The organism is Arthrobacter alpinus (assembly GCF_900105965.1).
In the GTDB taxonomy this organism is placed as follows: domain Bacteria; phylum Actinomycetota; class Actinomycetes; order Actinomycetales; family Micrococcaceae; genus Specibacter; species Specibacter alpinus.
On sequence record NZ_FNTV01000001.1, the window covers coordinates 1344889 to 1369170 of the forward strand.

At 60.8% G+C, this 24282-nt stretch carries 19 protein-coding genes and 1 pseudogene; 10 read left to right on the forward strand and 10 right to left on the reverse strand.

The genetic code is table 11. The features are described from left to right. Positions 1 to 11 precede the first annotated feature (11 nt). From BLV41_RS06340 to BLV41_RS06350, 3 genes are read left to right on the forward strand one after another with little or no spacing between them, the layout of a single operon-like run. Positions 12 to 1028, forward strand: coding sequence for an aldo/keto reductase (locus BLV41_RS06340; protein WP_074711044.1), 1017 nt, complete (start codon positions 12 to 14; stop codon positions 1026 to 1028). A gap of 45 nt (positions 1029 to 1073) precedes the next feature. Further along, entirely contained in the window at positions 1074 to 2093 is a 1020-nt protein-coding gene (locus BLV41_RS06345) for a quinone oxidoreductase family protein (RefSeq protein WP_074711045.1), read from the forward strand. A gap of 11 nt (positions 2094 to 2104) precedes the next feature. Then, positions 2105 to 2995: a helix-turn-helix transcriptional regulator gene (locus BLV41_RS06350; protein ID WP_074713145.1), complete on the forward strand. Its 891-nt coding sequence runs from the start codon at positions 2105 to 2107 to the stop codon at positions 2993 to 2995. Here BLV41_RS06350 and BLV41_RS06355 read toward each other — a convergent pair whose 3' ends face one another. Next, on the reverse strand, positions 2996 to 4642 hold the full coding sequence (locus BLV41_RS06355) for a PucR family transcriptional regulator (protein WP_074711046.1): 1647 nt from the start codon (positions 4640 to 4642) through the stop codon (positions 2996 to 2998). 123 nt (positions 4643 to 4765) lie between these two features. Between BLV41_RS06355 and BLV41_RS06360 the strand changes: the two genes are divergently transcribed. Continuing rightward, positions 4766 to 6253, forward strand: a complete 1488-nt coding sequence (locus BLV41_RS06360; protein ID WP_074711047.1) for a CoA-acylating methylmalonate-semialdehyde dehydrogenase — start codon at positions 4766 to 4768, stop codon at positions 6251 to 6253. A gap of 35 nt (positions 6254 to 6288) precedes the next feature. Further along, a complete protein-coding gene (locus BLV41_RS06365; RefSeq protein WP_074711048.1) occupies positions 6289 to 7677 on the forward strand; it encodes an aspartate aminotransferase family protein in 1389 nt (462 codons plus the stop codon). Positions 7678 to 7756: 79 nt separating this feature from the next. Here BLV41_RS06365 and BLV41_RS06370 read toward each other — a convergent pair whose 3' ends face one another. After that, the gene (locus BLV41_RS06370) at positions 7757 to 8917 is read right to left on the reverse strand and encodes a 3-isopropylmalate dehydrogenase (RefSeq protein ID WP_139244235.1); all 1161 of its coding nucleotides are present in this window, start codon (positions 8915 to 8917) and stop codon (positions 7757 to 7759) included. A gap of 126 nt (positions 8918 to 9043) precedes the next feature. Between BLV41_RS06370 and BLV41_RS06375 the strand changes: the two genes are divergently transcribed. Both BLV41_RS06375 and BLV41_RS06380 read left to right on the forward strand, forming a co-directional pair. After that, positions 9044 to 10537 carry an aldehyde dehydrogenase family protein gene (locus tag BLV41_RS06375; RefSeq protein ID WP_074711050.1) on the forward strand — a complete coding sequence of 498 codons (1494 nt, stop codon included), beginning with the start codon at positions 9044 to 9046 and terminating at the stop codon, positions 10535 to 10537. Positions 10538 to 10630: 93 nt separating this feature from the next. Further along, the gene (locus BLV41_RS06380; protein WP_425284286.1) at positions 10631 to 11359 is read left to right on the forward strand and encodes an SDR family NAD(P)-dependent oxidoreductase; all 729 of its coding nucleotides are present in this window, start codon (positions 10631 to 10633) and stop codon (positions 11357 to 11359) included. On the opposite strand, the gene BLV41_RS06385 is transcribed toward BLV41_RS06380, so the two are convergent. The 5 genes and pseudogenes from BLV41_RS06385 to BLV41_RS23020 form a co-directional block, all read right to left on the reverse strand. Then, positions 11343 to 12761, reverse strand: coding sequence for an amidase (locus BLV41_RS06385; RefSeq protein ID WP_074711052.1), 1419 nt, complete (start codon positions 12759 to 12761; stop codon positions 11343 to 11345). The genes BLV41_RS06380 and BLV41_RS06385 overlap by 17 nt on opposite strands. Positions 12762 to 12784: 23 nt before the next feature. After that, entirely contained in the window at positions 12785 to 14569 is a 1785-nt protein-coding gene (locus BLV41_RS06390) for an ABC transporter ATP-binding protein (RefSeq protein WP_074711053.1), read from the reverse strand. Further along, complete coding sequence (locus tag BLV41_RS06395; RefSeq protein WP_074711054.1) at positions 14566 to 15426, reverse strand: ABC transporter permease; 861 nt, start codon at positions 15424 to 15426, stop codon at positions 14566 to 14568. The genes BLV41_RS06390 and BLV41_RS06395 overlap by 4 nt, the downstream gene beginning before the upstream one ends. Before the next feature lie 10 nt (positions 15427 to 15436). Next, positions 15437 to 16384, reverse strand: a complete 948-nt coding sequence (locus tag BLV41_RS06400) for an ABC transporter permease (RefSeq protein WP_074711055.1) — start codon at positions 16382 to 16384, stop codon at positions 15437 to 15439. Positions 16385 to 16449: 65 nt separating this feature from the next. Then, positions 16450 to 17966, reverse strand: a pseudogene (locus BLV41_RS23020) (ABC transporter substrate-binding protein). Between the two features lie 367 nt (positions 17967 to 18333). On the opposite strand from BLV41_RS23020, the gene BLV41_RS06410 reads away from it, so the two are divergent. Beyond that, positions 18334 to 19086, forward strand: a complete 753-nt coding sequence (locus tag BLV41_RS06410; protein WP_074711056.1) for a FadR/GntR family transcriptional regulator — start codon at positions 18334 to 18336, stop codon at positions 19084 to 19086. 78 nt (positions 19087 to 19164) lie between these two features. After that, entirely contained in the window at positions 19165 to 20070 is a 906-nt protein-coding gene (locus tag BLV41_RS06415; protein WP_074711057.1) for a helix-turn-helix transcriptional regulator, read from the forward strand. Positions 20071 to 20093: 23 nt separating this feature from the next. On the opposite strand, the gene BLV41_RS06420 is transcribed toward BLV41_RS06415, so the two are convergent. From BLV41_RS06420 to BLV41_RS06430, 3 genes are read right to left on the reverse strand one after another with little or no spacing between them, the layout of a single operon-like run. Next, on the reverse strand, positions 20094 to 20903 hold the full coding sequence (locus BLV41_RS06420; RefSeq protein ID WP_074711058.1) for an ABC transporter ATP-binding protein: 810 nt from the start codon (positions 20901 to 20903) through the stop codon (positions 20094 to 20096). After that, positions 20900 to 21916 carry an iron-enterobactin ABC transporter permease gene (fepG, locus tag BLV41_RS06425; protein ID WP_074713146.1) on the reverse strand — a complete coding sequence of 339 codons (1017 nt, stop codon included), beginning with the start codon at positions 21914 to 21916 and terminating at the stop codon, positions 20900 to 20902. The genes BLV41_RS06420 and fepG overlap by 4 nt, the downstream gene beginning before the upstream one ends. Before the next feature lie 44 nt (positions 21917 to 21960). After that, the gene (locus tag BLV41_RS06430; protein ID WP_170835434.1) at positions 21961 to 23040 is read right to left on the reverse strand and encodes an iron chelate uptake ABC transporter family permease subunit; all 1080 of its coding nucleotides are present in this window, start codon (positions 23038 to 23040) and stop codon (positions 21961 to 21963) included. An 87-nt stretch (positions 23041 to 23127) separates the two neighbouring features. Here BLV41_RS06430 and BLV41_RS06435 point away from each other — a divergent pair, with 87 nt between their 5' ends. Beyond that, positions 23128 to 24180 (forward strand): ABC transporter substrate-binding protein, encoded by a 1053-nt coding sequence (locus BLV41_RS06435; RefSeq protein WP_483073312.1) that lies wholly within the window; start codon positions 23128 to 23130, stop codon positions 24178 to 24180. Positions 24181 to 24282: the final 102 nt, after the last annotated feature.

Here is a 24282-nt window from a genome sequence, read left to right on the forward strand (position 1 = left end):
AGGAGCACACCATGGATTACCGCCTGTTGGGACGTACCGGAGTTGAGGTCAGCCCGTTGTGCTTGGGCACGATGATGTTCGGCGCATGGGGAAATACGGATGTGAACGATTCGATCCGGGTTATTCACCACGCCCTCGATGCCGGCATCAACTTCATCGACACGGCCGATGTTTACTCTGATGGGGAATCGGAGGAGATTCTCGGCAAGGCGCTCAAGGGCAGGCGTGATGACGTTGTCCTCGCCACGAAGTTTTTCATGCCCATGGGCAAGGAACCCAACCGCGGCGGTGGCTCCCGCAAATGGATCATGCAATCCGTGGAGGATTCCTTGCGCCGCCTCGGCACGGATTACCTTGATCTCTACCAGGTCCACCGGCCTAATGTGGGAATGGATGTTGCGGAGACTTTGGGGGCCCTGACCGACCTGGTCCGTCAAGGAAAGGTCCGTTACATCGGGTCTTCCTCGTATTCGGGGAGCCAGATCGTCGAGGCCCAGACGGCTGCACGGGATGGCAGGCTGGCCCGATTCGTCACCGAACAGCCGCCATACTCGATCCTTGTCCGCGGCATCGAGGAAGACGTCCTGCCCACCACTCAGCGGCACGGAATGGGAACGTTGACGTACAGCCCGCTGGCCGGAGGCTGGCTATCCGGAAAATGGCGCAAGGACGCCGCACCCGTCCCTGCCTCGGGGGCACGGCCGAAGGCCCGCTTCAACATGGAGAGCCCGGCAAACCAGCACAAGCTCGAGGTCGTGGACGCTTTGGCGCGTGTGGCCGATGATGCCGGGATCACCTTGATTGAGCTGGCGATCGCGTTTGTGATCAACCACCCGGGTGTCACCTCGGCGATCATTGGCCCGCGCACCATGGAACAACTTCTCTCCCAGCTGCCGGCCGCCACGATCAAGCTTTCAGTTGAAACCTTGGATCGGATCGATGAGATTGTGGCACCGGGGCGCACCTTGAATCCCGATGACAACAGCTACGGTGCCAACGAACTGGTCCCGGCGGCTCGCCGCCGCTAGAGGGCCGCAATCAACCACCACCCCAAGGAGGAGGGAGTCCAATCCATGTCCACCATGATGAAGGCCTGCGTAGCTGGCGGAAATCGGCCCATCAGGCTCGAAGACTGTCCGTCTCCAGTTCCAGGAACGGACCAGCTTCTTATCCGGACACGAGCCGTGGCGCTCAACAACGCCGACCTGACTCCACGCGACGAGGACCACATCGCCGGATATGAATTCAGCGGCGAGGTGGTCGCCGTGGGAAGCGGGGTTGACCCGGCCATAATAGGGGAGCGGGTCGCGGGCACTGCCCCGTCCGCTTTTGCCGAATTCGTGCTGGTTCACCACCGCCACGTGATCGTGATTCCTCGAGAACTCAGCTTTGAAGAAGCGGCACCCTTGCCCACGGCGCTCCTCACCGAGTTTGGTGCGTTGAGCCTGGCCGGAACCGGCCCCGGGGATTCGGTGCTCATTACTGCGGCAAGCTCGGGAATCGGACTCATCGGGGTCCAAATCGCCAAATTGATGGGTGCGATGCCCGTCATCGCAACTACACGCTCCGCTAGTAAGCGGGCAATGCTGGAGGGCCTGGGCGCTGACGTGGTCATCGTTACGAACTGCGCTGGACCCGGCGGCGCAGGCTGGGCGGCCCAGGTCTTGGAAGCGACAGATGGGCTAGGCGTCACCACGGTGCTGGACCACGTCGCCGGCGAGATGCTGAATGCGACCGTTCCAGCCACGCGTCGTGGCGGGCAAATTATCAGCGTGGGGCGCCTGAGCGGTGCGGTTGCACCCGTCAACCTCTACGGTTTGGCCGTCCGACAGACAAGCCTGCGCTCCGTCTCCTATGGCTTCAACCCGTCCGAAGTCATTGGGGATTTGCTTGCGGGCGTTAGCGAACAGATTCTTCCGGCAGTGGCAGATGGTCGCGTCCGGGCCGTGGTGGATGCGGTGTTCCCCTTTACACGGATGCCAGCCGCCGTGGAACGTCTGAGCAGCGGACAGGCCAAAGGCAAGATCGTGCTGAGCCTGCCATGGCCCGGCAGGTACTGGCAGGCCCTCCCTTGGTGTTCCGGTGCCGCGTAAAGTTGCTCTTTATGGAACCTCGCGATGAAATTAGGGAATTTTTGTCCTCGCGCCGAGCGAAAATCACGCCGGCCCAAGCCAAGCTGCCGGCCTACGGTGGCAACCGCCGCGTGGCAGGGCTTCGCCGCGAGGAGGTTGCCATGCTCGCTGGCGTGAGCGTGGACTACTACACCAAGCTTGAACGCGGCAATTTTGGCAGCGTCTCCGAGGGTGTCCTGCACGCCTTGGCTCGAGCATTGCAACTTGATGAAGCTGAACGGGAACATCTCTTTCACCTGGCCACGAGCACGGCGACCATTAAGCCGGGGCGACGCAGCACGCCGTCGCACAATGTTCGGGCGGCCGTGCAGCGAGTCGTCGACGGGCTCACGGATGCCCCAGCGTTTATCAGAAATAATCGCCGAGACCTGCTGGCGGCAAATGACCTGGGTCGGGCCCTTTATTCGGAGGTCTATGCCGACGCAGACAGCAATGGCACCGTGAATACCGTGCGGTACCTGTTCTTCAACGATGGAGCCCGAGAGTTCTTTAAGGACTGGGACAAGGCTGCAGCAGACATTGTCGCCAACCTTAGGACGGAGGTGGGCCGTGACCCCCATGATCGCGGCCTCCAGGATTTGATTGGCGAGTTGTCCACCAGAAGCCAAGAATTTTCCTCGCTGTGGGCTGCCCATGATGTGAGGTATCACGACACCGGATCCAAGGCTTTGCATCACCCCGTTGTGGGTGACCTGGAGTTGACCTTTGAGGTCATGGACCTGCCGGCCGATGTGGGGCAGTCGTTAATTGTCTACGGCGCCGAGCCGGGATCCGCCACGGAGGAAGCCCTGCACCTGCTGTCGATCTGGTCAGCCACCAACAAGGCACAGGCTACCGGTCAGGGCGTTTCTCTCACTTCCTAGTCATAGGACGGAGTCGCCACGCAGACGGTGCAGGAGCAGGGCCACATGCAACGAGGTGCGGGATTCGGCGTCTTCCAGCCCGGTGCCGAGAAGCCGTTCCAGCTGAGCCAACCTGGCGTACAGCGTTGGCCGGCTGAGATAGCCGCTGCGGGCCAGCGCGGCCTTGTTGCCGCCCGATTCAAGGTAGCGGCCCAACAAATCCAAAAGCCCGGTCCGCCCCTGTGCCTCGGCCTCGAGGATGCCGGCAAGTTCGGATTCGGCGAATTGCTGAACGCGGGGATCGTCGCGCAATAGTGCGAGCAGCCCCCTGAGCCGGACATCAGTACTCCGATAAAACAGCCGGGCCGGATCGGGGAGTGTCGCGGCTGTTTCCGCCACGTGCGCGGCTTCATCGATGCCGCCGGCCGCATCCAAGAGAGTTCCCCGCAGGCGCCCGACGCCGAGGGTCCACACCGTTGACCCCTCACCTGCGTGGGCGGCCACGGACTGCGCCAGCCGTTCCAAGGTGGCGTCCTCAAGCTGGCTGGCCGGCAGGGCAAGAATCATGCCGACGGACCCGGCTTGAATGCTCGCCGTCAGGGCACTGCCTGACATGGATTTCACCGAGAGGGCCAAGAGCTCAAGGAGGGCTCTTTCAGCCTGCTGGGCGGCCAGTGGGTCCCGCTGCACCTTTGCCTTGGCGGACCGGTCAGTTCCGAACTGTGCAGCGCGGAAAGCAACGGGAACGTAGAATGGCGAGCGTTTTAGCCCCAGTGACGCAGCACGGGCCACGGCTTCGGCTTCGCTGAGCCCTCGAGGATTGCGCAGCATGTTGAACAGGCCGGCCTGGGCTTGTTGGGAGAGTTCACGCTGGTCACGTTCGGCCAACCTGTTGATGGCCAGCGTCTGGGCCGCCCGCTCCAAGACCATTAGCGCCACAGTGACGTCCACCGGCGGCATCGGCACCACCAAACGCCCCCACAGCTGGTTTCGCACCCCTACTGGAACCTGCAGCCACTGTTCTGGGCCGGCGCCTCCCGAACCGGGGTGGGAAGGAGTGGTTCGAGAACGTCGTTCCCAGTCCTGGAGCAGCACGGACGTGCTCACGCCTTGGGCGGCGTGGGCCAGTGCCAGGTGGTGGAGATCTTCCAGGACCACGGGTGCGCCGATCATGGCGGCAGCCTGCTCCACGACCTCTTGCGTCCCGGCACTGTCCAAGCTGAGCTGGGTAAAGGCCTCGTGGATGTCACGGGATCGCTCAACCTGCTCCAGCTGTTCGGCCACGATCATGCGGTGCACTGTCTCAGTAATGGCGATGAATCTGACCCGGTGCTCGAGGACGATCACCGGAAATTTTGAGTCCTCAGCGGCGTCCCGCAGGGCAACAAGGCTGCGTGTGCGGTCACCCACGAGTTCAACAATGAGGCCGGCGGCACCCGCATGGGCCAGGGAACTCAGATACTCCGTGGCCAGATTGGGGTCCTTCTCAAGCTCCAGGCCGGTGGTCAGCACCAATTCGCCGCCCGAGAGCAGGTCAGTCACATCCAGCAGTTCGCTCACATGCACCCAGCGCACAGCGGAGTCCAAGGCGGCTGCGCCACCGAGGACAGATGGGGCTGCGGCTTGGAGAATAGTGAGCTCGAGAATGGAGCGAATGGTAGGCAGCATTTACACAGTGTAAATCAGGGATCGAATGTTCTTACAGGATGCTAATTATATTGCGTCGACCGGGGAGGAAGACTTGCCATGACGCAACAACCATTCCTTTCATTATTTACTCAAGGAGAAGCATTGAAGACGATCTCGCACTGGATCAATGGCGGCTATGTACCGGCGGGGGAGCGCAGAACGCACGTCACCAATCCGGCGACCGGCAAGGTCACTGCCGAGTTGGCCTTGGCCAGCGTCGAGGATGCTCAGGCCGCCGTGGCCGCGGCAACGACGGCCTACCCGGCATGGCGTGACACCTCGCTGACCCGCCGCACCCAAATCCTCTTCTCCTTCCGCGAGTTGCTCAACGCCCGCAAGGGTGAGCTGGCCGCCATTGTCACCGCCGAACACGGCAAGGTTTTTGACGATGCTTTGGGAGAAGTCAGCCGTGGTCTGGAAGTGGTTGAGTTTGCTTGTGGCATGCCTCACCTGATGAAGGGCAGCTATACGGAAAACGCGTCCACCCAGGTAGACATTCATTCCGTGCGGCAGGCCTTGGGTCCGGTTGCCATCATCAGCCCCTTCAATTTTCCGGCCATGGTGCCCATGTGGTTCTTCCCGCTGGCAATTGCGGCCGGCAACACTGTAATACTCAAGCCCAGCGAGAAAGTTCCGACGGCGGCCGGCTGGATGGCGGAGTTGTGGAAGGAAGCTGGGTTGCCCGATGGCGTGTTCAATGTCCTTCAGGGTGACAAAGTTGCCGTGGACACCCTGCTGACCCACCCGGATGTAAAAGCGGTCTCCTTTGTCGGATCTACGCCGATCGCCAAGTACGTGTACGAAACGGCAACTGCCAACGGCAAGCGTGTGCAAGCACTCGGTGGCGCGAAAAACCACATGATCGTCCTGCCTGATGCCGATCTTGATCTTGCCGCCGACGCCGCCATCAACGCCGGATTCGGTTCGGCCGGTGAACGGTGCATGGCCATCTCGGCGCTTCTGGCCGTGGGAGGGATCGCCGATGGGCTCGTCGCCAAGATTGCCCAGCGCGCCAATGCCCTCCGCACCGGCGATGGACTGCGCGGCTGCGACATGGGTCCCCTTGTCACATCTGCCCACCGGGACAAGGTCACCGGCTATGTCGACGCCGGTGAAGAGGCTGGCGCCACCTTGGTGGTTGACGGGCGGACCGTCACCCCGGACGCGGAAGGTGACGGCTACTTTATTGGCCCCACACTCTTTGACAACGTCACCACTGGCATGTCCATCTATCAGGATGAAATCTTCGGCCCGGTCCTCTCCGTCCTTCGTGTAGAGAGCTTTGATGCGGCACTTGCAGTGATCAACGCAAACCCTTACGGCAACGGCACTGCAGTTTTCACGAATGACGGCGGGGCGGCCCGCCGCTTCCAGAACGAGGTTGAGGTCGGCATGGTTGGCATCAACGTCCCCGTCCCTGTTCCCATGGCCTATTACTCCTTTGGCGGGTGGAAGAATTCACTGTTCGGTGACACGCACGCCCATGGAACCGAAGGCGTCAGCTTCTTCACCCGCGGCAAGGCTGTCACCACGCGTTGGGCAGACCCAAGCCACGGCGGCATCAACCTCGGATTCCCACAAAACGCGTGAACCACATCCCTTACGTTCAATCATTGGAGAAGGACATGACACTTAACGTGGCGAATCAGAACACACCCACCGAAGCTCCCGCGGTGGACGCCGCTGCAGCACGGAGAGCGTATGAGCTCGACCGTAAGCATGTATTCCATTCCTGGTCAGCTCAGGACCTGCTGGATCCCATGGTCATTGCGGCCGCTCAAGGATCGTGGGTGTGGGACGGGGATGGGAGAAAGTACCTGGACTTTTCCTCACAGCTGGTCAACACCAATATTGGCCACCAGCACCCGGCCGTGGTGGCGGCGATTTCCGCACAGGCAGCCAGGCTGTGCACCATCGCCCCAAGCTACGTCAATGAGGCCCGCTCCGAGGCTGCCCGGCTCATCGCCGAACGCACCCCGGGGGAGTTGAACAGGATCTTTTTCACCAATGGCGGCGCCGATGCCAACGAGCACGCCGTGCGCATGGCCCGATTGCATACCGGACGGCCCAAGGTTCTTTCGGCCTACCGTTCTTATCACGGTGGCACCCAGCTGGCGGTGAACATGACAGGTGACCCGAGGCGGTGGGCCAACGATTCGGCCAGCACCGGAACTGTGCATTTTTTCCCGCCCTATCTGTACCGGACCAGCTTCCATGCAACAACTGAGGAGGAAGAAAGTCAGCGCGCCCTTGAACATCTGGAACAGATGGTCGCTTTCGAAGGACCGGCAACCATCGCTGCCCTGATTCTGGAATCAATTCCTGGTTCGGCGGGGATCTACGTCCCGCCGGCAGGCTATATGCAGGGGGTGCGAGAACTGTGCACCAAATACGGAATCATGTTCATCGCTGACGAGGTCATGACAGGGTTCGGGCGGACAGGCAAGTGGTTTGCCGTTGACCATTTTGACGTTGTTCCTGATTTGCTGACCTTCGCCAAGGGCGTCAACTCCGGCTACGTGCCCCTGGGCGGCGTTGCCATGAGCCCGGACATCGCAGCCACGTTCGGCCAACGCGTCTATCCGGGTGGGCTGACTTACTCCGGGCACCCGCTGGCCACCGCCGCAGCCGTGGCCACCATCGATGCCATGGAATCCGAGGGCATGGTGGACCACGCCGCCAAGTTGGGTGCCGAGGTCATTGCTCCGGCACTGGCCGGCTTCGCCAAGCGTCATGTCTGCGTGGGTGAAGTGCGCGGAATGGGCGTTTTCTGGGCCATCGAATTGGTCAAGGACCGGGAAACTCGGGAACCGTTGGCCCCCTATGGATCTTCAAGCCCCGAGATGAACCAACTTATCGCAGCCTGCAAGGAGCGCGGCTTGTTGCCCTTCGCCAACTTCAACCGCATCCACGTGGTCCCGCCGTGCAACACCAGCATGGAGGACACCGCTGCTGGTTTGGCGATTCTCGACGAGGTGTTGGACCTCGCTGACGGGTTCGTCGGTCAACCCTAGCGGTGCAATGTTTTGCCGTGGGGCCCATCAACACTGTTGGTGGGCCCCACGGCATGGGTCGTTGCCTGGTGCGCGGGGCCTAGGCCGTTGCCGCGGCCTTGATTCCCTCCATGACAGACATGCCGGCCAGAAGCGGTTGATCCCCGGCGGCAAGTTCCTTCAGTGCCTCAGCTACGCGCTGACCAATTTCTTGGGTGTTTCCGCCCATGTCCGGGCCGCTCAACCCCTCCATGGTTCCCAGAATATTGACTGTGGCCGATTCCACTGCGAGAGCGGCTTTGTCTTCACCCAGGTGGGCCAGGCACATGGCTAGTGACAGGATCGCGCCCGCCGGATTGGCGTAGCCCTTGCCCGCAATGTCCGGGGCTGATCCGTGGATGGCCTCGAACATGCTGGGGGCGCTGTCATCGAGGTTGAGGTTGGCGCTCGAGGCTACACCCAGTCCGCCCTGGATGACCGCGCCAAGATCCGTGATGATGTCGCCAAAGAGGTTGTCCGTGACAACAACGTCGAAGCGTTCCGGGGCGATCGGCAGGTGGAAGCACATGGCGTCCACATGAACATAGTCGAGTTCAACATCAGGGTACTTTGCGGCCAAGTCATGCACGGTGTCTTGCCACAGTTTGCCGGCCTCGACAAGGATATTCGTCTTGTGGCAAAGGGTTAGTTTTTTGCGTCGGGCGGATGCCAGCCTGAAGGCGTAGTCCACCACGCGCTCAACTCCGGCGCGGGTGTTCACCGATTCTTGGACTGCTACCGCGTTGGGTGTTCCGGCATGCACCGTTGAGCCTCGGCCAACGTACGCGCCCTCGGTGTTTTCCCGGACAATGACCAGGTCGCAGCGATCGGGTGTCAGGCCTGCGATCGGCGTCTTGACACCTGGGTAAAGGCGAACTGGGCGGAGATTTACGGCCTGCTCAAAAGCCTGGCGCATGGTCAGGATGAATCCTCGCTCCAATATTCCGGGGGCTACGGAGGGATCACCCATGGAGCCAAACAGGATTGCGTCATTGGCGCGCAGCCGTTCTTCGATGCCGGGGCTGAAGAGCTCCCCGGTGGCTACGTAGTGTTTCGCGCCGGCGGCAATGTGATCACGTTCGGTGGTGAAACCGAATAGCTGCTCCGCCGCGTCCAGGACGGTGAGTGCGCTTTGGGTTACTTCCGGACCAATCCCGTCCCCTGGCACAACGGCCAAGCGATAGTGCCGCTGGTTGTGCGTCAAATTCGTTTTGCCCGTCATATCCATTGCCTCCGCCATGTTTCGCTAGTAGTCTGCTTATGTTACTGGTAAGACCACTCGATAGCTAGGATGAATCTCATCCTGTACCACCCCTCCGAACCACAACGGCGTTGGAAAGGAAGTGCGATGACCATCGCCAACCCGTCTCTTGAACTTCTCGGTCACAACCTGCCCATTGGCGAATCAGGCGTTGCGGCCTCGGCGCATGCGGACATTCGTTTTCCCTTCGACGGTTCCATCATTGGCACTGCTCCCGTGGGAGACGCCGCAAGTGCCGCACTGGCCATGAACGAGGCCGCCGCCGTCCTGCCTGCCATGGCGGCAGCGGGAACGGGTAAGCGGCGGGCGCTTCTGATGGGCATTCACGAAAAGTTGAACGCACGGTCCGAGGAATTTGTGCGCCTCCTGGTTTTGGAAACAGGTAAGCCAAGGGTGGACTGCGCAGTGGAGATGGCGCGCACCCTCACTACCTGGACGGCTGCCGCGGAGGAGGTCTCTCGGACAACGGGAGAGACCGTCCCCTTGGATCTGCAGCCCTTGGGCGAAGGTATGCTCGGCTATTACACTCGCCGACCGGCCGGCGTCGTGGTTGGAATTGCCGGCTTCAACTACCCAGTCCTGCTGGCCACCCACAAGATTGCCCCAGCGCTGGCTGCCGGCTGCCCCATTGTCGTGAAGCCTTCACCGGATACACCATTGGCAACGCTGCTGTTGGTGGAGCTCATTCGTGACGTCTTGACTACCCATGACCTGCCCCGCGCTGCCGTGCAAATGGTCAATGGCGGTGTGGAGGTGGGTGAGACCCTCGTGGGTGACTCGAGGGCCGCCGTTGTATCCTTCACCGGCTCCGCTGCAGTGGGACATCAAATCGCCCGGGCGGCTGCGCCCCGGAAAGCCGTCCTGGAACTCGGCTCCAATACCGGCCTCATTGTTGACAACGACGCCGATGTGGACGCGGCCGTGGACGCCGTCATCCGAGGTGGCTTCTATGCCAATGGACAGGCCTGCATCTCCGTCCAACGCGTGGTCCTGTTGTCCGGGATCACCGAAGAGTTCACAAACAAGCTCGCCAAGCGAATGCCCGAGGTTGTGGTGGGTGATCCGCGTGACATGGCCACGCGGGTTGCCCCGGTCATCAACCTGGCATCAGCGGCGCGGATCACTTCATGGGTGGCGCAGGCCCTTGCCGAGGGAGCCCGCATCGTGGCGCAGACCGCAGCTGTGGGAAGTGGCCTAGATGATCCAGGGGCTGACCCGGAGTCGCTGATTTATCCCACCGTGCTGACCAACGTGCCCCACACCTCGCCGCTCTGGTGCCAGGAAATCTTCGGTCCCGTTGTTGTCCTGGAGACGGTGAGCAGCATGGCGGTGGCCATCGAATTGGTCAATGAGTCCCGGTACGGACTTCAGGCGTCGGTGTACACCCGCTCCCTAAAATCTGCTTTCGAGGCCACCAATGGACTCGACGTGGGCGGAGTGGTGGTCAACGAAATTCCCGGATTCCGCTCCGACATCATGCCTTATGGGGGAGTGAAGGACTCCGGAGTTGGTAGGGAGGGTCCGCGCTGGGCCATCGAGGAATTCACCACTACCCGCATGGCCATGATCCGCCCGGCCTAGACCATCTTTTTTTGATTCGCACCGACCTTAGGAATGAACGTGAACTCAACCACCGACTACACCCAACTGTTCCGCCTCGATGGACGCCTCGCCATGGTGATTGGGGCCGGCAGCGGCATCGGCCGCGAGTCCACCCTTGCCCTGGCCGCCCAGGGGGCCACTGTCATCTGCGCGGACCGCAACGTTGAAGCCGCCCAGGAAAGTGCCGTGATGGCCGGCGGGGGCGCCACCGCCATTGCGTTGGATGTCACCGACGTGGACGCCGTCACGGCCGCCGCCGTGGCCTATCCCGAACTGGACGCCTTGGTTTTTACGGCGGCCACCAATGTCCGCAAACGGATAGCGGATTACACCATGGAGGAATTTGATCGCGTAGTGAACCTCAACTTGCGCGCCTCCTTCGCCCTGATCCGGGCCTTCGCTCCGCAGATGGCAGCTCGGGGCGGCGGCTCGATCACAGGATTTTCCTCGATTCGAGCCTCCGTGGTTGAGCCCGGCCAGGGCGCCTATGCCGCCACGAAGGCTGGTCTGGTTCAGTTGATCCGCACGGCCGCCGCGGAATTCGGGGAACAGGGCGTGCGTGTCAACGCGATTGCACCGGGCGTCGTCGAGACGCCGCTGACGGCCCAGATCAAGGCGAACCCGGAGTGGTACAACGCCTACGCAAACAAGAGTGCGTTGGGTCGCTGGTCCCGCCCGGAGGAACTGGCAGGCGCCGTGGTCTACCTGGCTTCGGATGCGGCCAGTTTTGTGACCGGATCGGTCTTGACCGTCGATGGCGGTTGGACCGCCATCGACGGTCGGTTCACCCCGCCAGCTTGAGCTCCGTGTGAGAGGAGGCGCGGGCCCAATCCGGGACCGTGTCTCCCCGCACCGTTTCAAACCATGCGGCCGCCGCCAATACCTTGTCATCGGAACCTACTGGGCCAGCCAACTGCAGCCCGATTGTCCGGCCGTCGGGCGAGAAGCCGCAGTTGACGGTGGCAGCAGGCTGGCCCGAGATGTTGTACGGCAAGGTAAATGAAATATGGGCCATCGGCAAGTCTGGATCATCCACAGGCATGGGCTGCTCCGCAGGAAACGCCACCATCGGCGCCACGGGGGATAGCACCAGGTCAAAACCGGCGGTAGCAAAGATCGTAGCCTGTTGTACCTGGGCGAAGCGGTGGTAGTGCTCCATGGTGGCAACGCCGTCGTAATCCTTACCTCCTGAACACCAGCGTGCAATGTAGGGCAGCACCTCATCACGCTGTTCCTCATTGAGTGCGCTGTAATCAGCCCAAGACCGGGTCCGCCAGAATGCGTCGATCCCGGCAAGTTGGGCCGGGGTCATGAACGGGGGAAGTTCCACAACGTGGGCACCGGCCGCGGCAAAAAGTTCCGCCGCGCGTTGCACGGCTGCGGCTACCTGCGGATCAACGCCAGCACCGGAGCCGGCGTCCAGTTGCACGGCGACCCGCAGTCCGGCGGGGTTGGCCGGGCCGGCGAACCAGTCCATGGCTGGGTAGGGACGCGCGGAATAGTCGCGGAGGTCAGGCCGCGCGATAAGGCTCATGAGTGCGGCCGAATCTGCGGCCGTGCGGGCCAACGGTCCTGCAGCCCTGCCAAGATAGGGCACGTTGAGCGGGACCAGTCCAGCGCTGGGTTTCAAGGTGGCCAAGCCAGACCAGGTCCCCGGAAGCCGGATGGAACCACCAATATCGGTGCCAACGTGCCACGGGCCGTACCCGGCTGCGGCTGCTGCGCCGGCTCCGGCGCTCGACCCTCCAGTTGTCAACGAAGGATCCAGCGCATTGCGGCTGATCCCATGCAGGGAAGACACACCCGAGGACAGCATTCCCCAGTCAGGCATCGTAGTGGAACCCAGAATGACGATTCCAGCCTCCAGCAGCCTGTCCGTGACGGGCGCGTTCTCTGTCGCAACAGGTGGGTTGGAAATGGCGGTTCCAGAGGGGACGGACACTCCGATTCGGGTGATGTTCTCCTTTACAGTGGCAGGGACGCCGTCGAACGCCGAAAGCTGCGTACCAGTGGCCCACCGTTTGGCCGAAGCCTCGGCATCACGACGAACCTGCTCCGGATCGTGGACGTAGAACGCGTTGAGGACCGGCTCAAGATCGGCAATCCGTGACAGCACCGACTCGGCAACCTCCCGAGGATCCAACCCCGAGGCGTAGGCGGCAGAGAGCTCACGTGCCGATAAATCGTGTTCAGGCTGGTTCATGACGGTCCTTTCATTGGTGTTTGCTAGTCGTTCTGCAGCGCCAGGGACTCCCTGGCGAGAACTTCGGTGCGAAGATTCATTGAACTCGCCACGAGTTTTTGCGTGTAAGGATGCTGTGGATTCTGATAAACACTTTCGGTTTCGCCGGCCTCCACAATCTCTCCCTTGCGCATGACCACCACCCGATCACACAGATGCCGCACCACCGCCAGGTCGTGAGAAACAAAAACGAGAGTCAACTGGTACTGGTCCACCAAGTCCGCCAGCAGGTTCAGGACCTGTGCCCGGACGGAGACGTCCAAGGCCGAAACGGGTTCGTCGGCCACCAACACCCGTGGCCGACAAATCAGGGCTCGGGCTATGGAAATGCGCTGGCGCTGGCCACCTGAGAACTGGTGCGGATACCGCTCAAGGGTTTCCGGGCCCAGCCCCACGGCATCAAGCATTGATACGGCCATGTCACGGCGCTGCGCGGCCGTCTCCGTGCGGCCAGGAACCAAGAGTGGCTCGGTGATGATGTCAAGCACCCGCATGCGCGGATTGAGGGAACCCATGGGGTCCTGGAAGACAATCTGCAGCTCCTGGCGCAATTGGACCAGGCTCCGCTCGGCGGCGCCGGCCACCTCGTTGCCGGCGACCACTGCGGAACCTGTTGTTGGTTGGTCAAGTCCTGCAAGGATCCGCAACAGGGTGGACTTTCCAGAGCCGGATTCACCAACAACGCCGAGGCGTTCGCCGGGCCGGACAACGAAGTTCACATCCTTGAGCGCATGCACCTCCGAGGCCTTGCCAAAGAGAGACGTTCGATCGCGCCGGTAGGTGCGGGTCAGCCCCGTCACGGAGATGACAGGAGGCACAACGTCCGCCTCAGGCTCCGGGGCGGGATCGACGTCGTCCTTAGCGGTTGCGGCACTCACGGCGGCTGCCGCCTTGGCTCGCAGGAGGGCCTCTTCCGGGCTGGGTGGCACATATGCGGCGGCTGAGGTGACGGTGAATAGGCGTCCGTCATTGTCCTTGGCTTCCATATCACTGGCCGCGAGCAGCCCCCGAGTGTAGCTGTGCTGGGGGCGAGTGAAGATATCTTCAGTGCGCCCCTCCTCAACCACGCTGCCGTTGTTCATGACGAGAACCCGGGTACACATATTGGCAACGACGGCCAGGTCATGGGTAATGAACAACAGCCCCGTGCCGCGTTCCTTCACAGACTCCAAAACCAAATCCAGGACTTGGCGCTGCACCGTGACGTCCAACGCCGTGGTGGGCTCATCGCACAACAACAAGGCAGGATCGTTGGCAAGCGCCATAGCCAGCATGACGCGTTGGCGCTGGCCGCCGGACAGCTGGTGGGGGTATGCGTGTGCCGCTTCGGCAGGATCAGGCAGCTTCACGGCGGCCAGCATCTCGATGGCCTTGGCCTTCGCCTCGCGGCGGGATCCGGCAGTCCCGTGCACCGTCATGATCTCTGCGACCTGGGCACCCACCCGCATCAGGGGATTCAGTGCGGTGAGTGGCTCCTGGAACACCATGGTCATGTCGCGGCCACGGATTTTGCGCATCGAAGCGTCCGTGGCTCCGATGAAGTTGTGACTGTGGCCATCCAGGTGCACTGCGCCACTGGCCTGCAAGCCCTCGGGCAACAGGCCCATAAGTGCTGTGGTGGTCAGTGACTTGCCGGAACCGGACTCGCCAATCAAGCCAATCCGCTCTCCACGGGCCATGGCAAACGAGACATCTCGGACCAGGCCGAAACCGCCATAGTTCACGGCGAGATTTTCAACGGTCAGCAGTGATGGTGCGGTGGTGTTCACGGGCGGTCTCCGTTCAGTTTGGGATCAAAGCGGTCCCGCAGTCCATCACCCAACATGTTGAAACCCATCACGGCAACCGCGATGGCCAGGCCGGGCCAGAAGGCAAGCAGCGGAAACGTGCCCAGAAATTGTTGAGACTCCTGAAGCATGCGTCCCCAGCTTGGAACCGGCGGCGGTGTGCCCAGCCCAAGGAAGGACAAGGCCGCCTCGGCCAAGACGGCCAGCGCAAAGGTTACCGAGCACTGCACCACCACCATGCCAATGATGTTGGGCAAAACATGCCGGCGGGCAATCCGAAGAGCCGGTTGGCTGGATGCCTTGGCGGCCTGGACATACTCGGTGCTCATGACCTGAAGCGTGCCTGACCGTGCCACCCGGGCGAAGCCGGGAACGGAACCAAGACCAATGGCGACCATGGCCGTTACGGTGCTGGCTCCGAAAATGGCGGAAAACATGATGGCCAGCAGAAGGGCCGGAAAAGCCAACAGGATGTCAGCAAAACGCATTGTCACTTCCTCCGTGGCGCCACGTTTCATGCCTGCAAGAATTCCCAGGGGGGTGCCCAAGAGCAATGCAATGCCTACCGAAACCATGCCAACGAGCAAAGTGATGCGGGCACCGTAAAGGATTCCAGAGAACACGTCCCGTCCATAACGGTCTGTCCCCATCAGGTGCGTCAGGCTTGGTCCCTGCAACCGGTCCAACGGATAGGCCTGAACCGGGTCAAAGGGCGTCCAAACGTAGGAAAGCAGGGCGGAGAGAACCACCACACCCACTAAGATTGCCCCCACGAGCATGGATCCGCGCCACGGGCGGCGCCGCTTCACGGGGCTGATGATCTTGATCTTTGTTGCCATGGCGAATCCCCTAAGCCGATTTCCGAATGCGCGGATCGAGGACGGTATAGAACACGTCCACCAGCAAATTGATGACCAAGGTGATCCCTACCAGCACCATCACCACGGATTGAACCGTGAGCAGGTCCCGGTTGCCAACGGCATCCAACAACATGGAGCCCAGTCCTGGGATCACAAAGACTCTCTCGATGACGACAGCGCCAATGATCAATGCGGCCAACTGGACCGAGGTGACAGTCAAGACGGGGATGGCGGCGTTCCGCAATCCGTGCTTGAGCAGCGCAGCAAGGGGCGACAACCCCTTGGCCCGCGCTGTCCGCAAGTAGTCTTCACTCATTACCTCTAGGACGGCCGAACGGACGTACCGGGTCAGAATTGCCGCCTGGACGGAGGCCAGCGCCAGCACGGGCAACGCCACCCGGGATAGGAATTGGCCAAAGTCCTGCCCCGGCGGGGTCCAGCCATTGGCGGGGAACCAGCCCAGGTTCAGGGCAAATATCACTACCAGCAGGATTCCGGCAAGGAAGCCGGGAATGGCAATGGCTAGCTGGCTGATGGCACTGATGAGCGCGCCCGAGGCCCTTCGATGCTTGACGGCGGCCAACGTTCCCATCGGAATGGCAATGACCAACGCCACCAGCATCGCCAGGACCACCAGAATCAGCGATACCTGGACACGATCGGCAACGAGTGGGCTGATGTTTTGGTGGGTCACGTAGGAAGTGCCGAATTCACCAAATGGCAGGCCCCGGGCCCACTCCAGGTACTGCACTATGAGTGGACGATCGGTTCCGAACTCAGCACGGGTTTGTGCAATCAGCTCCGGTGTTGCATCAACGCCAAGTGCGATCTGGGCCGGATCTCCCGGCACGGTGCGCATCACAAGGAATACCAGGACCGTGGCCGCCACAAAGGTTGCCACAAACCTGACCAGGTTGGTCAAAATACGCATCACCATGCCGGGATCCCATTCATTCGATCGTTCGATTCATCCGCACTGCCAGCCACACTCAGCGGACCTGACTACTTCCACCCCATGGAGCTTACGTCCAAGCCGGTTGACACGGCATTGGCTGGAATCCCGGTTACCTCGGACTTGGCCACCACAATGTTGGGGAAAAGGAACAAGACATCGGAACCGGCATCGTCAACGATGCTCTTGACAACCTTCTTCATACCGGAAACATAACCGGCTTCATCGGCGGTGTCGGCTGCCGCGGCGTCTTCCTTGATCTTTGAATTATCAAAGCCAATGTAGTAGTCCGGGTCATTGAACATGGTCAAAACATCGCGTGATTCAACAGCCAGAATGACGGACATTTGGTAGTCGTGCTTGGTGAAGACCTGGTCCAGCCAAACGGCCGGGAACTCTGTCGAGGCGATTTTTGCGTTGATGCCGACATCCTTGAGCTGCGAGACGACAATTTCCGATACCGCGGTGGCGTATGGGCGTGTGGGAACCGAGAACGTAATGTTCAGATTCTCAACACCTGCCTCCTTCAGCAACGCCCGGGCCTTCTCCGGGTTGAAGGGGTACACGTCGTTGAGGTCTTCGTAGTAGGGATCAGACGGCGGGACGGGTCCGCCGATCAGCGTTCCCATGCCGTTCCATGCGGTATCCATGACGGCTTTGCGGTCCACGGCGTACATAACGGCCTGTCGGACGCGCACATCATTGAAGGGTGCCGTCTTGTTATTCATCGACAAGACGATCTTGCCCGTGGATGTGCCCTCGAGAACCTGGTAGTCCTTGTTGTCTTTGAAGCTTGAAAGCAGTTCGGGGGACTGCATGTTGTAAACCACGTCGACGTCCCCGACTGGAGGGCATTGGTGGTGGCCGTGGCATCCGCAAAGTAGCGAAGGGTTGCGGTTTTCAGCGAAGGTGCCGTGCCCCAGTAGTCCGTGCGTGCAGCCAGTTCAAGGGCCTCGCCCGGCTTCCACGCGCTGACAGTAAAGGGCCCCGTTCCTACCGGCGTGGTGGCAAGGGCTGAAACTCCATTGGGATCGAACATGGCGCCGATAGGCGAGCCCATGTCGTAGAGCCATGCATTGCTGGGCTGGCTGAGCTCCACCTTTACTTCGGTATCGCTGACAACGGAGACGGCCTTAACAACATTCATCTTGTTCTTCAGGCTGGACTTCCAAGCATCGGACTTGACGCGTTCAATGCTGAACTTGACGTCCTCTGCCGTGAAGGCATCACCGGAAGAGAACGTCACGCCGGGGTGAAGTTTGAACGTGTAAGTCTTACGGTCTTCGCTCAGCTCCCAGGAGTCGGCAAGCAGTGGCTGCAATTTACCGTCCTGGTCTATGCGCACCAGACCCTGATAAATGTTTGCCATAAGTGCCTGGGGAATGGCGGCACCTGCCGTAGTGGTGAAATCGAGGTTTACCGGGGGACCGGTAAGGGCCACAGTCAGCGACGTCTTGGCCTCGGCGTCGTTGGTGCCCGACGACGAGCCTGCATTGCAAGCGGTTAGCGACAGCGAGGCTGCCAGCAGCAACACCATCGACCGGCTTATTTTGTTTGAGCGAAGCATGTGTACCCCATCGGTTGGAATCTAGTGTTCGATCGACTCTTCAATGTGACCTGTCCAACACCATTGAAGTTCATAAGCCACCATATTTCAATGGTCAGGCCAGTTATATTGTGTACATGTGTTGTTGAAATCTACGGGTCCATGCGAGCCACCGCTGCGAACCGGGTCAAAGATGACGTGCAATTGTGCAATGTGACCGCGCGGTCCCGTCCATGCTGCTGGATGGGACCGCACTCATTGCCTAAGATTCCCAACACCTCGGCACTGATGTGAAATCGGCAATGGTTGTATATTTCTAATCAGTTGGCTGGTCCTACCAGTTCAGCAACAGCTCGCACATCCATAGTTCCACCGACCTAAGGCACCGATGAAAACAGTCACCTTCACGCCAGCAGTCGCAACCCTCACTTATGAGCGGGTTGTCGAGCAGATTGAAACGGCCATCACCTCTGGAGCGATCGCTGCCGGTGATCATTTGCCCTCCGAACGAGAACTGATGGTTCAGTTTTCCGTGAGCAGGCCAACTGTCCGTGAGGCATTGCGGGTCCTGCAGTCCATGGGTTTGGTTGAATCCAAACCGGGCGGGCGCGGCGGACCCAAGGTTTTGGAACCCTCACCGGAATCAATGACCCGCTCCTTCGTCACCATGGCGCGCATGGACTCCTTGTCCATGTCGGAGCTGGTTCAGTTTCGGCTGGTCCTGGAATCATCTGCATGCCGCCTGGCTGCAGCACTGCACAACGCCGAGCAATTGGCGTCCATGAGTTCGGCCATAGAACGCATGGAGCAGGCCGTCGGTAAGGATGCTGAAGCCTTTGCCCGGGCTGACGTGGACTTTCACTTGGCTGTGTGGGAAGCCAGCGGCAATGCCTTGCTGACCATGTGTGGACGTGCTGTGGCGGAGGCAATCGTTGGGTTGATTACCCAGCAGCTCTCAGGTTCGGACGCGACCGAGAGAACCGAGGCCGCCTCGGCATCGTTGGACCGTGAGATCTTCGAGGACATTGCGGCCCGACGAGGAGTGGAAGCCGGTCGCCGGGCCCGCCAGGCCATCTACGACCGCTATGTTCCGTTGCTTCCGGAGGGCACAGTTCTTGGCATGGACGCCTTGCTGGATTAGGAGGCGTGTGGTTCACCCGTCCATGAGGGGCACCCGCAGGGACTCCCATGGCTGCAGCCCGCTGGCTAGGGTGGAGTCATGAACAATCGAGACGAAGTGCGTGAGTTTCTTTCCTCGCGCCGCGCCCAGGTGACACCCGAGCAAATCGGTCTTCCCGCCGGCACCAACAGGCGAGTCAAGGGGCTGCGTCGAAGCGAAGTTGCCACGGTGGCCGGGGTGAGCATCGAATATTACACCCGCATGGAACGCGGTTCCATCAGCGGCGCTTCCCCCGAGGTTCTCGACAGCGTCGCCAAAGCGCTTCGTCTTGACGACGCCGAACGAGCCCACCTCTTCGATCTGGCGCACGCGGCCAGCCCGGTCGCAAGACCACCACGGCGCCGAAATTCCAAGTCGTGGGTGGCGCACCCAAGTCTGCAATGGACGCTCGACGCCGTCACGGCAGGTCCCGCTTTTGTCCGCAACGGCCGCATGGACTTGTTGGCTGTGAACAACCTGGCTCGCGCCTTTTATCGGGACCTGTATGACATGCCGGGACACCACCCAAACATTGCTCGGTATACGTTCCTTGACGAACGGTCCCGTTCGTTCTACCCGGACTGGGAGCTGTTTGCCGAAGTGACGGTGGCAATTCTGCGCACCGAGGCTGCCCGGGACCCCCACAACAAGGAACTTCACGATCTTATTGGTGAGCTAAGCACCCGATCGGGGGAGTTCCGTCGGCGCTGGGGTGCGCACAACGTTCGGCATCATGGCACCGGCTCCAAGACCTTCCACCATCCCGTGGTTGGAGAACTCACCTTGGCCTACGAGGGCTTGGAAATGGCGGCCGAACCTGGGCTCACGCTGACGATCTACGCGGCCGAGCCAGGCTCGCCCTCCGAAGAAGCCCTCCACCTGCTGGCCTCGTGGGCCGCAACGGAATGTGGCCCGGAAGAAGTAAATGCAGTTGTGAAAAAGTCAGGCGACAGGAACCTGAGCTAAGCCACTATTTAGTGCACTGCAGCCTAGGGACGGGGCCGGCCGAGCGGGATCACGAGGGGGGTATGCGAAACTGGGTCCTCAATGATGCGGCACGGCATGCCAAAAACATGCTCCACGAGTTCCTCGGTGACCACATCGGCAGGGGCACCTTCGGCCACTACGGCTCCATCCTTCATGGCGATGATATTACTGGCGTAACGGCAAGCGTGATTGAGATCGTGCAATACGGCCACCAGGGTGCGTCCACTGCCTTCGTTGAGATCCCGGCAAAGATCAAGCAGTTCAATTTGATGTGCAATATCCAAGAACGTTGTTGGCTCATCAAGAAGCAGCACCGGTGTTTGTTGGGCCAACACCATGGCCACCCAGACACGCTGGCGCTGACCGCCGGACAGCTCATCCACGAGACGATGTGAGAGCGCTTCTACACCCGTTGCGGCCATGGCCTCGACAACGGCGGTCTCGTCGGCGGTGCCCCACTGGCGCAGCAGCTTCTGGTGCGGGTACCGTCCACGCGCTACCAGATCAGCAACCGTAATTCCCTCGGGAGCTATGGAGGATTGGGGGAGCAGTCCCAACTTCCGGGCCAATTCCTTGGCGGGGAAGCTGGCAACAGACCTGCCGTCGAGCAGGATCTGGCCTTCACTTGGTTTGATCAGCCGGGCGAGCGCCCTCAACAATGTTGATTTGCCGCAAGCATTGGGGCCCACGATGACGGTAAAGGATCCCTCGGGGATTTGCACGTTCAGGTTCGCCGAGATCACGCGCTGGTCATAACCGAGTGTCACTTCCTTGGCGTGAAGCCCAACATGGTCAGCTGTTGAAAGGCTCATGATTTCCTTGCTTCCCTGGCGAGTAGCCAGATGAGATAGATGCCGCCGATGCTGACGGTCACGACGCCCACCGGCAATTGGATCGGCGCGAAAAGTCGCTGGGCCGTGAGGTCGCTGGCCATGAGCAAGAAAGCTCCGACCACCGCGGAAGGCACCACCGTGATGCCTGTGTTCCTGCACAGGCGGCGCGCCAACTGTGGCGCGGCCAGCGCTACAAAGGCGATGGGACCGGCCACGGCCGTGGCCGCCGCCGTCAAGGCAACACCCAGGAGCAAAAGCAGCAGGCGCGTCGGCTCGCTGCGAACACCCAAGGCGCGCGCCGCGTCGTCGCCCAGTTCGAGCATCCGCATGCGTTGTGAGAGCGCCAGCGTTGCTACCGCCACTACAGTCACAACCGTCACGGCAGGAACGGCTTGAGACCAGGAAATTCCGTTGAGTGATCCTGCTCCCCACACAGCTGCGGTCATGGCAGTCTCCAGATCGGCCTGCAAGATGAGCCAATGATTAAACGCAGCGAGCATGGCGCTAATGCCGATGCCAACGATGATGAGTCGAAAGCCCTGTGAGCCGCGCCGAAAAGCCAAGAGATACACAACCAACGCAGTCAGAAGTCCGCCAAGAAGTGCCCCGCCGGCGATTTGCCAGTAGCTGCCACCCACGGCCAGAATCACCAGCAAGGCCCCTGTGTAGGCTCCCGTGTTGAAGCCGATGACATCGGGGCTGCCGAGAGGATTCCGCGTGATTGATTGGAAGATGGCCCCGCTCATGCCCAGGCTGGCGCCAAGGACCAAGGCCATCAAGACCCGGGGCAGCCGCCACTGCGTCACCACTGTGGTGGTCATGGCGTCTGCGTTGCCGGTGAGTGCTCGGACAGCTTCCGTCAGCGGCACGGCAAAGTCACCGGTTGCCAGCGCAACTATTGCGAGAAAAAACGCGGCAAGTGTGACCACGGCACAAACCGTGAACGTACGGGTTTGCATCCTGGCGCTGAAGCTGCCGGCTTTGCTGCGCATCACCAGCGTGCTGGGGCCGAAGTTAACATCTGGGCGTGAAATGCTCACAGTCCGCTCACTTTCTTGCGCCGGGCCAAGCCCACCAGAACGGGTGCGCCGATGAACGCTGTCACAACACCTACGGGCAACTCGCCCGGCACCACGACCCTGCCGACCACGTCAGAGAACAGGAGGAGCAAAGGGGAGAAGATGATGGTGGCGGCCATAATCCAGCGCTGGTCAGGCCCCATGATCCACCGGGCCACGTGGGGGATCATCAGCCCAACAAAGCCGATGGCTCCAACGGCTGCGGTTGCCGATCCGCTGAGAAGGGTTATAGCCACAACACCGAAGATTCGCGTGCGATTCACGTTACTGCCCAGCGACGTCGCCAAATCATCACCTAACGCCATGGCATTCAACCCGCCAACGGTGATAAGGGAAAACAATAGACCTGCGCCCATAAATGGCGCCACGGTCAACACCATTTCCATGGTCCGCTGATCCAGCGATCCAATATTCCAGGAACGCAAGTGATCGAAGGCCTTTGGATTCAAAAGCGTCAGCCCTGAGCCGATGCCTGTCAGGACTGCTCCGAGCGCAACTCCGGCAAGCGTCAACCGAATGGGATTCACAACGTTTCGTCCGGACGTACCGATGAGGTAAACGGCCACCGTGGCCAGGATGGCTCCGGCAAGGGCAAACCAGATGGATGCAGTGAGCGATGCGACGCCGAATGTGCCAACGGCCATGACCATGGCAAACGAAGCTCCGGCATTCACACCAAGAATTCCCGGATCGGCAAGGGGATTGCGGGTGATGGCTTGAATAAGTGCACCGGCAACGCCCAAGGAAATTCCTACCGCGATGCCCATCAAAGTCCGAGGCAGCCGGCTCTCCAGGATTATCGCGTGGTTGACCGTATCTTGGGGATCCAGGAAAGCGGTCAACACCTCCGCCGCGGGTATGAACTTTGCACCGACTCCCAGACTCAGAATCGTTGCCGCCATCAGCAGAACCGCGGCTGCGGCAAGAATGAGAATCCTCCCTGGGGAACTCTTGTTCAGCACCCTTGGAGGCTTGGTGGCTGGACCGGACTGCCCAATGCTTCGTGTTGTCACTTGGGACACTTTAGACGGCTCCATTGGTGCTTGAATAATTAGGAAACACCACATTTGTGACTGTCACCACTCCGGGACGAAATCCGTCCCTTATTAGGGTAGCCTTAGCGCGTGAAAAACGACGATTCCACTATTCAAACTCCCACCGCCCGCAGGGGCCGACGCCTTGTCTTGCAGGCACTTGGCGCAGTTGTAGCACTTGGCGTCCTGGCCGGCTGCACGACGGGGGCCAAGCAAAGTTCCGGTGCCGGAAATGCTGATGTGGCCATCGGCGGCTCCAAATTCACCACTGCCGACGAAGAGACCGCAAAGCTCGGCACCGACGCCGCTGCTGGAGTCTTCCCCCGCGTCATCAAGCACGCCAGCGGTGAAACAACCCTGGAAGCCAAGCCCGCTCGTGTAGTGGTTCTGGACACCGGCGAACTCGACGACGTGTTGTCTCTAGGCATCAAGCCGGTTGGCATGCCCACCACTGAGGGGGCCAATTCCATTCCCAGCTACCTTGCTGATGAAGTGGACGGAGTAGCCACCATTGGGACTATCCAAGATCTGAACCTTGAGGCCATCGCCGCGCTGAAGCCCGATCTCATTGTTGGCAGCAAGCTCCGGGCCGACAAGCTGTACTCCCAACTGTCCGCCATTGCGCCGACAGTCTTCAGCATCCGCCCGGGATTCCCGTGGAAGGAAAATTTCCTGCTGGTTGGCAAGGCTCTCGGCGAGGAAACAAAGGCCGTGGAGGTCCTCAACGAGTACCAGGAGCAGGCGCAACAACTCAAGGCAGATGTGAGCGGTGACCCGAAAATCTCGCTCGTACGCTTCATGCCAGGGAAGATCCGGCTTTACGGCAACAAGTCACTGATTGGTGTAATCCTCAAGGATGCGGGACTGGCCCGCCCGGAGAACCAGAACATAGACGACCTGGCTGTTGAAGTTTCTGCCGAGAACATTGAACAGGCCGATTCCGACTGGGTGTTTTACAGCAGCTACGGTGACCCTGCGACCACAGGAGAAACTTCCGTGGTGGCCGGTCCCATCTGGTCCAAGCTGGAGTCCGTTAAAGCTGGCAAGGCCCACGGAGTGAACGACGACGTTTGGTTCCTTGGCTTGGGCCCGGCCGGCGCCAAGTTGATCCTGGCCGACCTCAGGGAGCTCCTGGTGAAGTAGGCCCTGTGTCAATGCAATTCTGAAGCACAAACAAGATGAAGCCGCCGGGCACCAAGCGCCCGGCGGCTTCTCTGTTCTTGGAATCCGGAGCAGAAGTGCTGT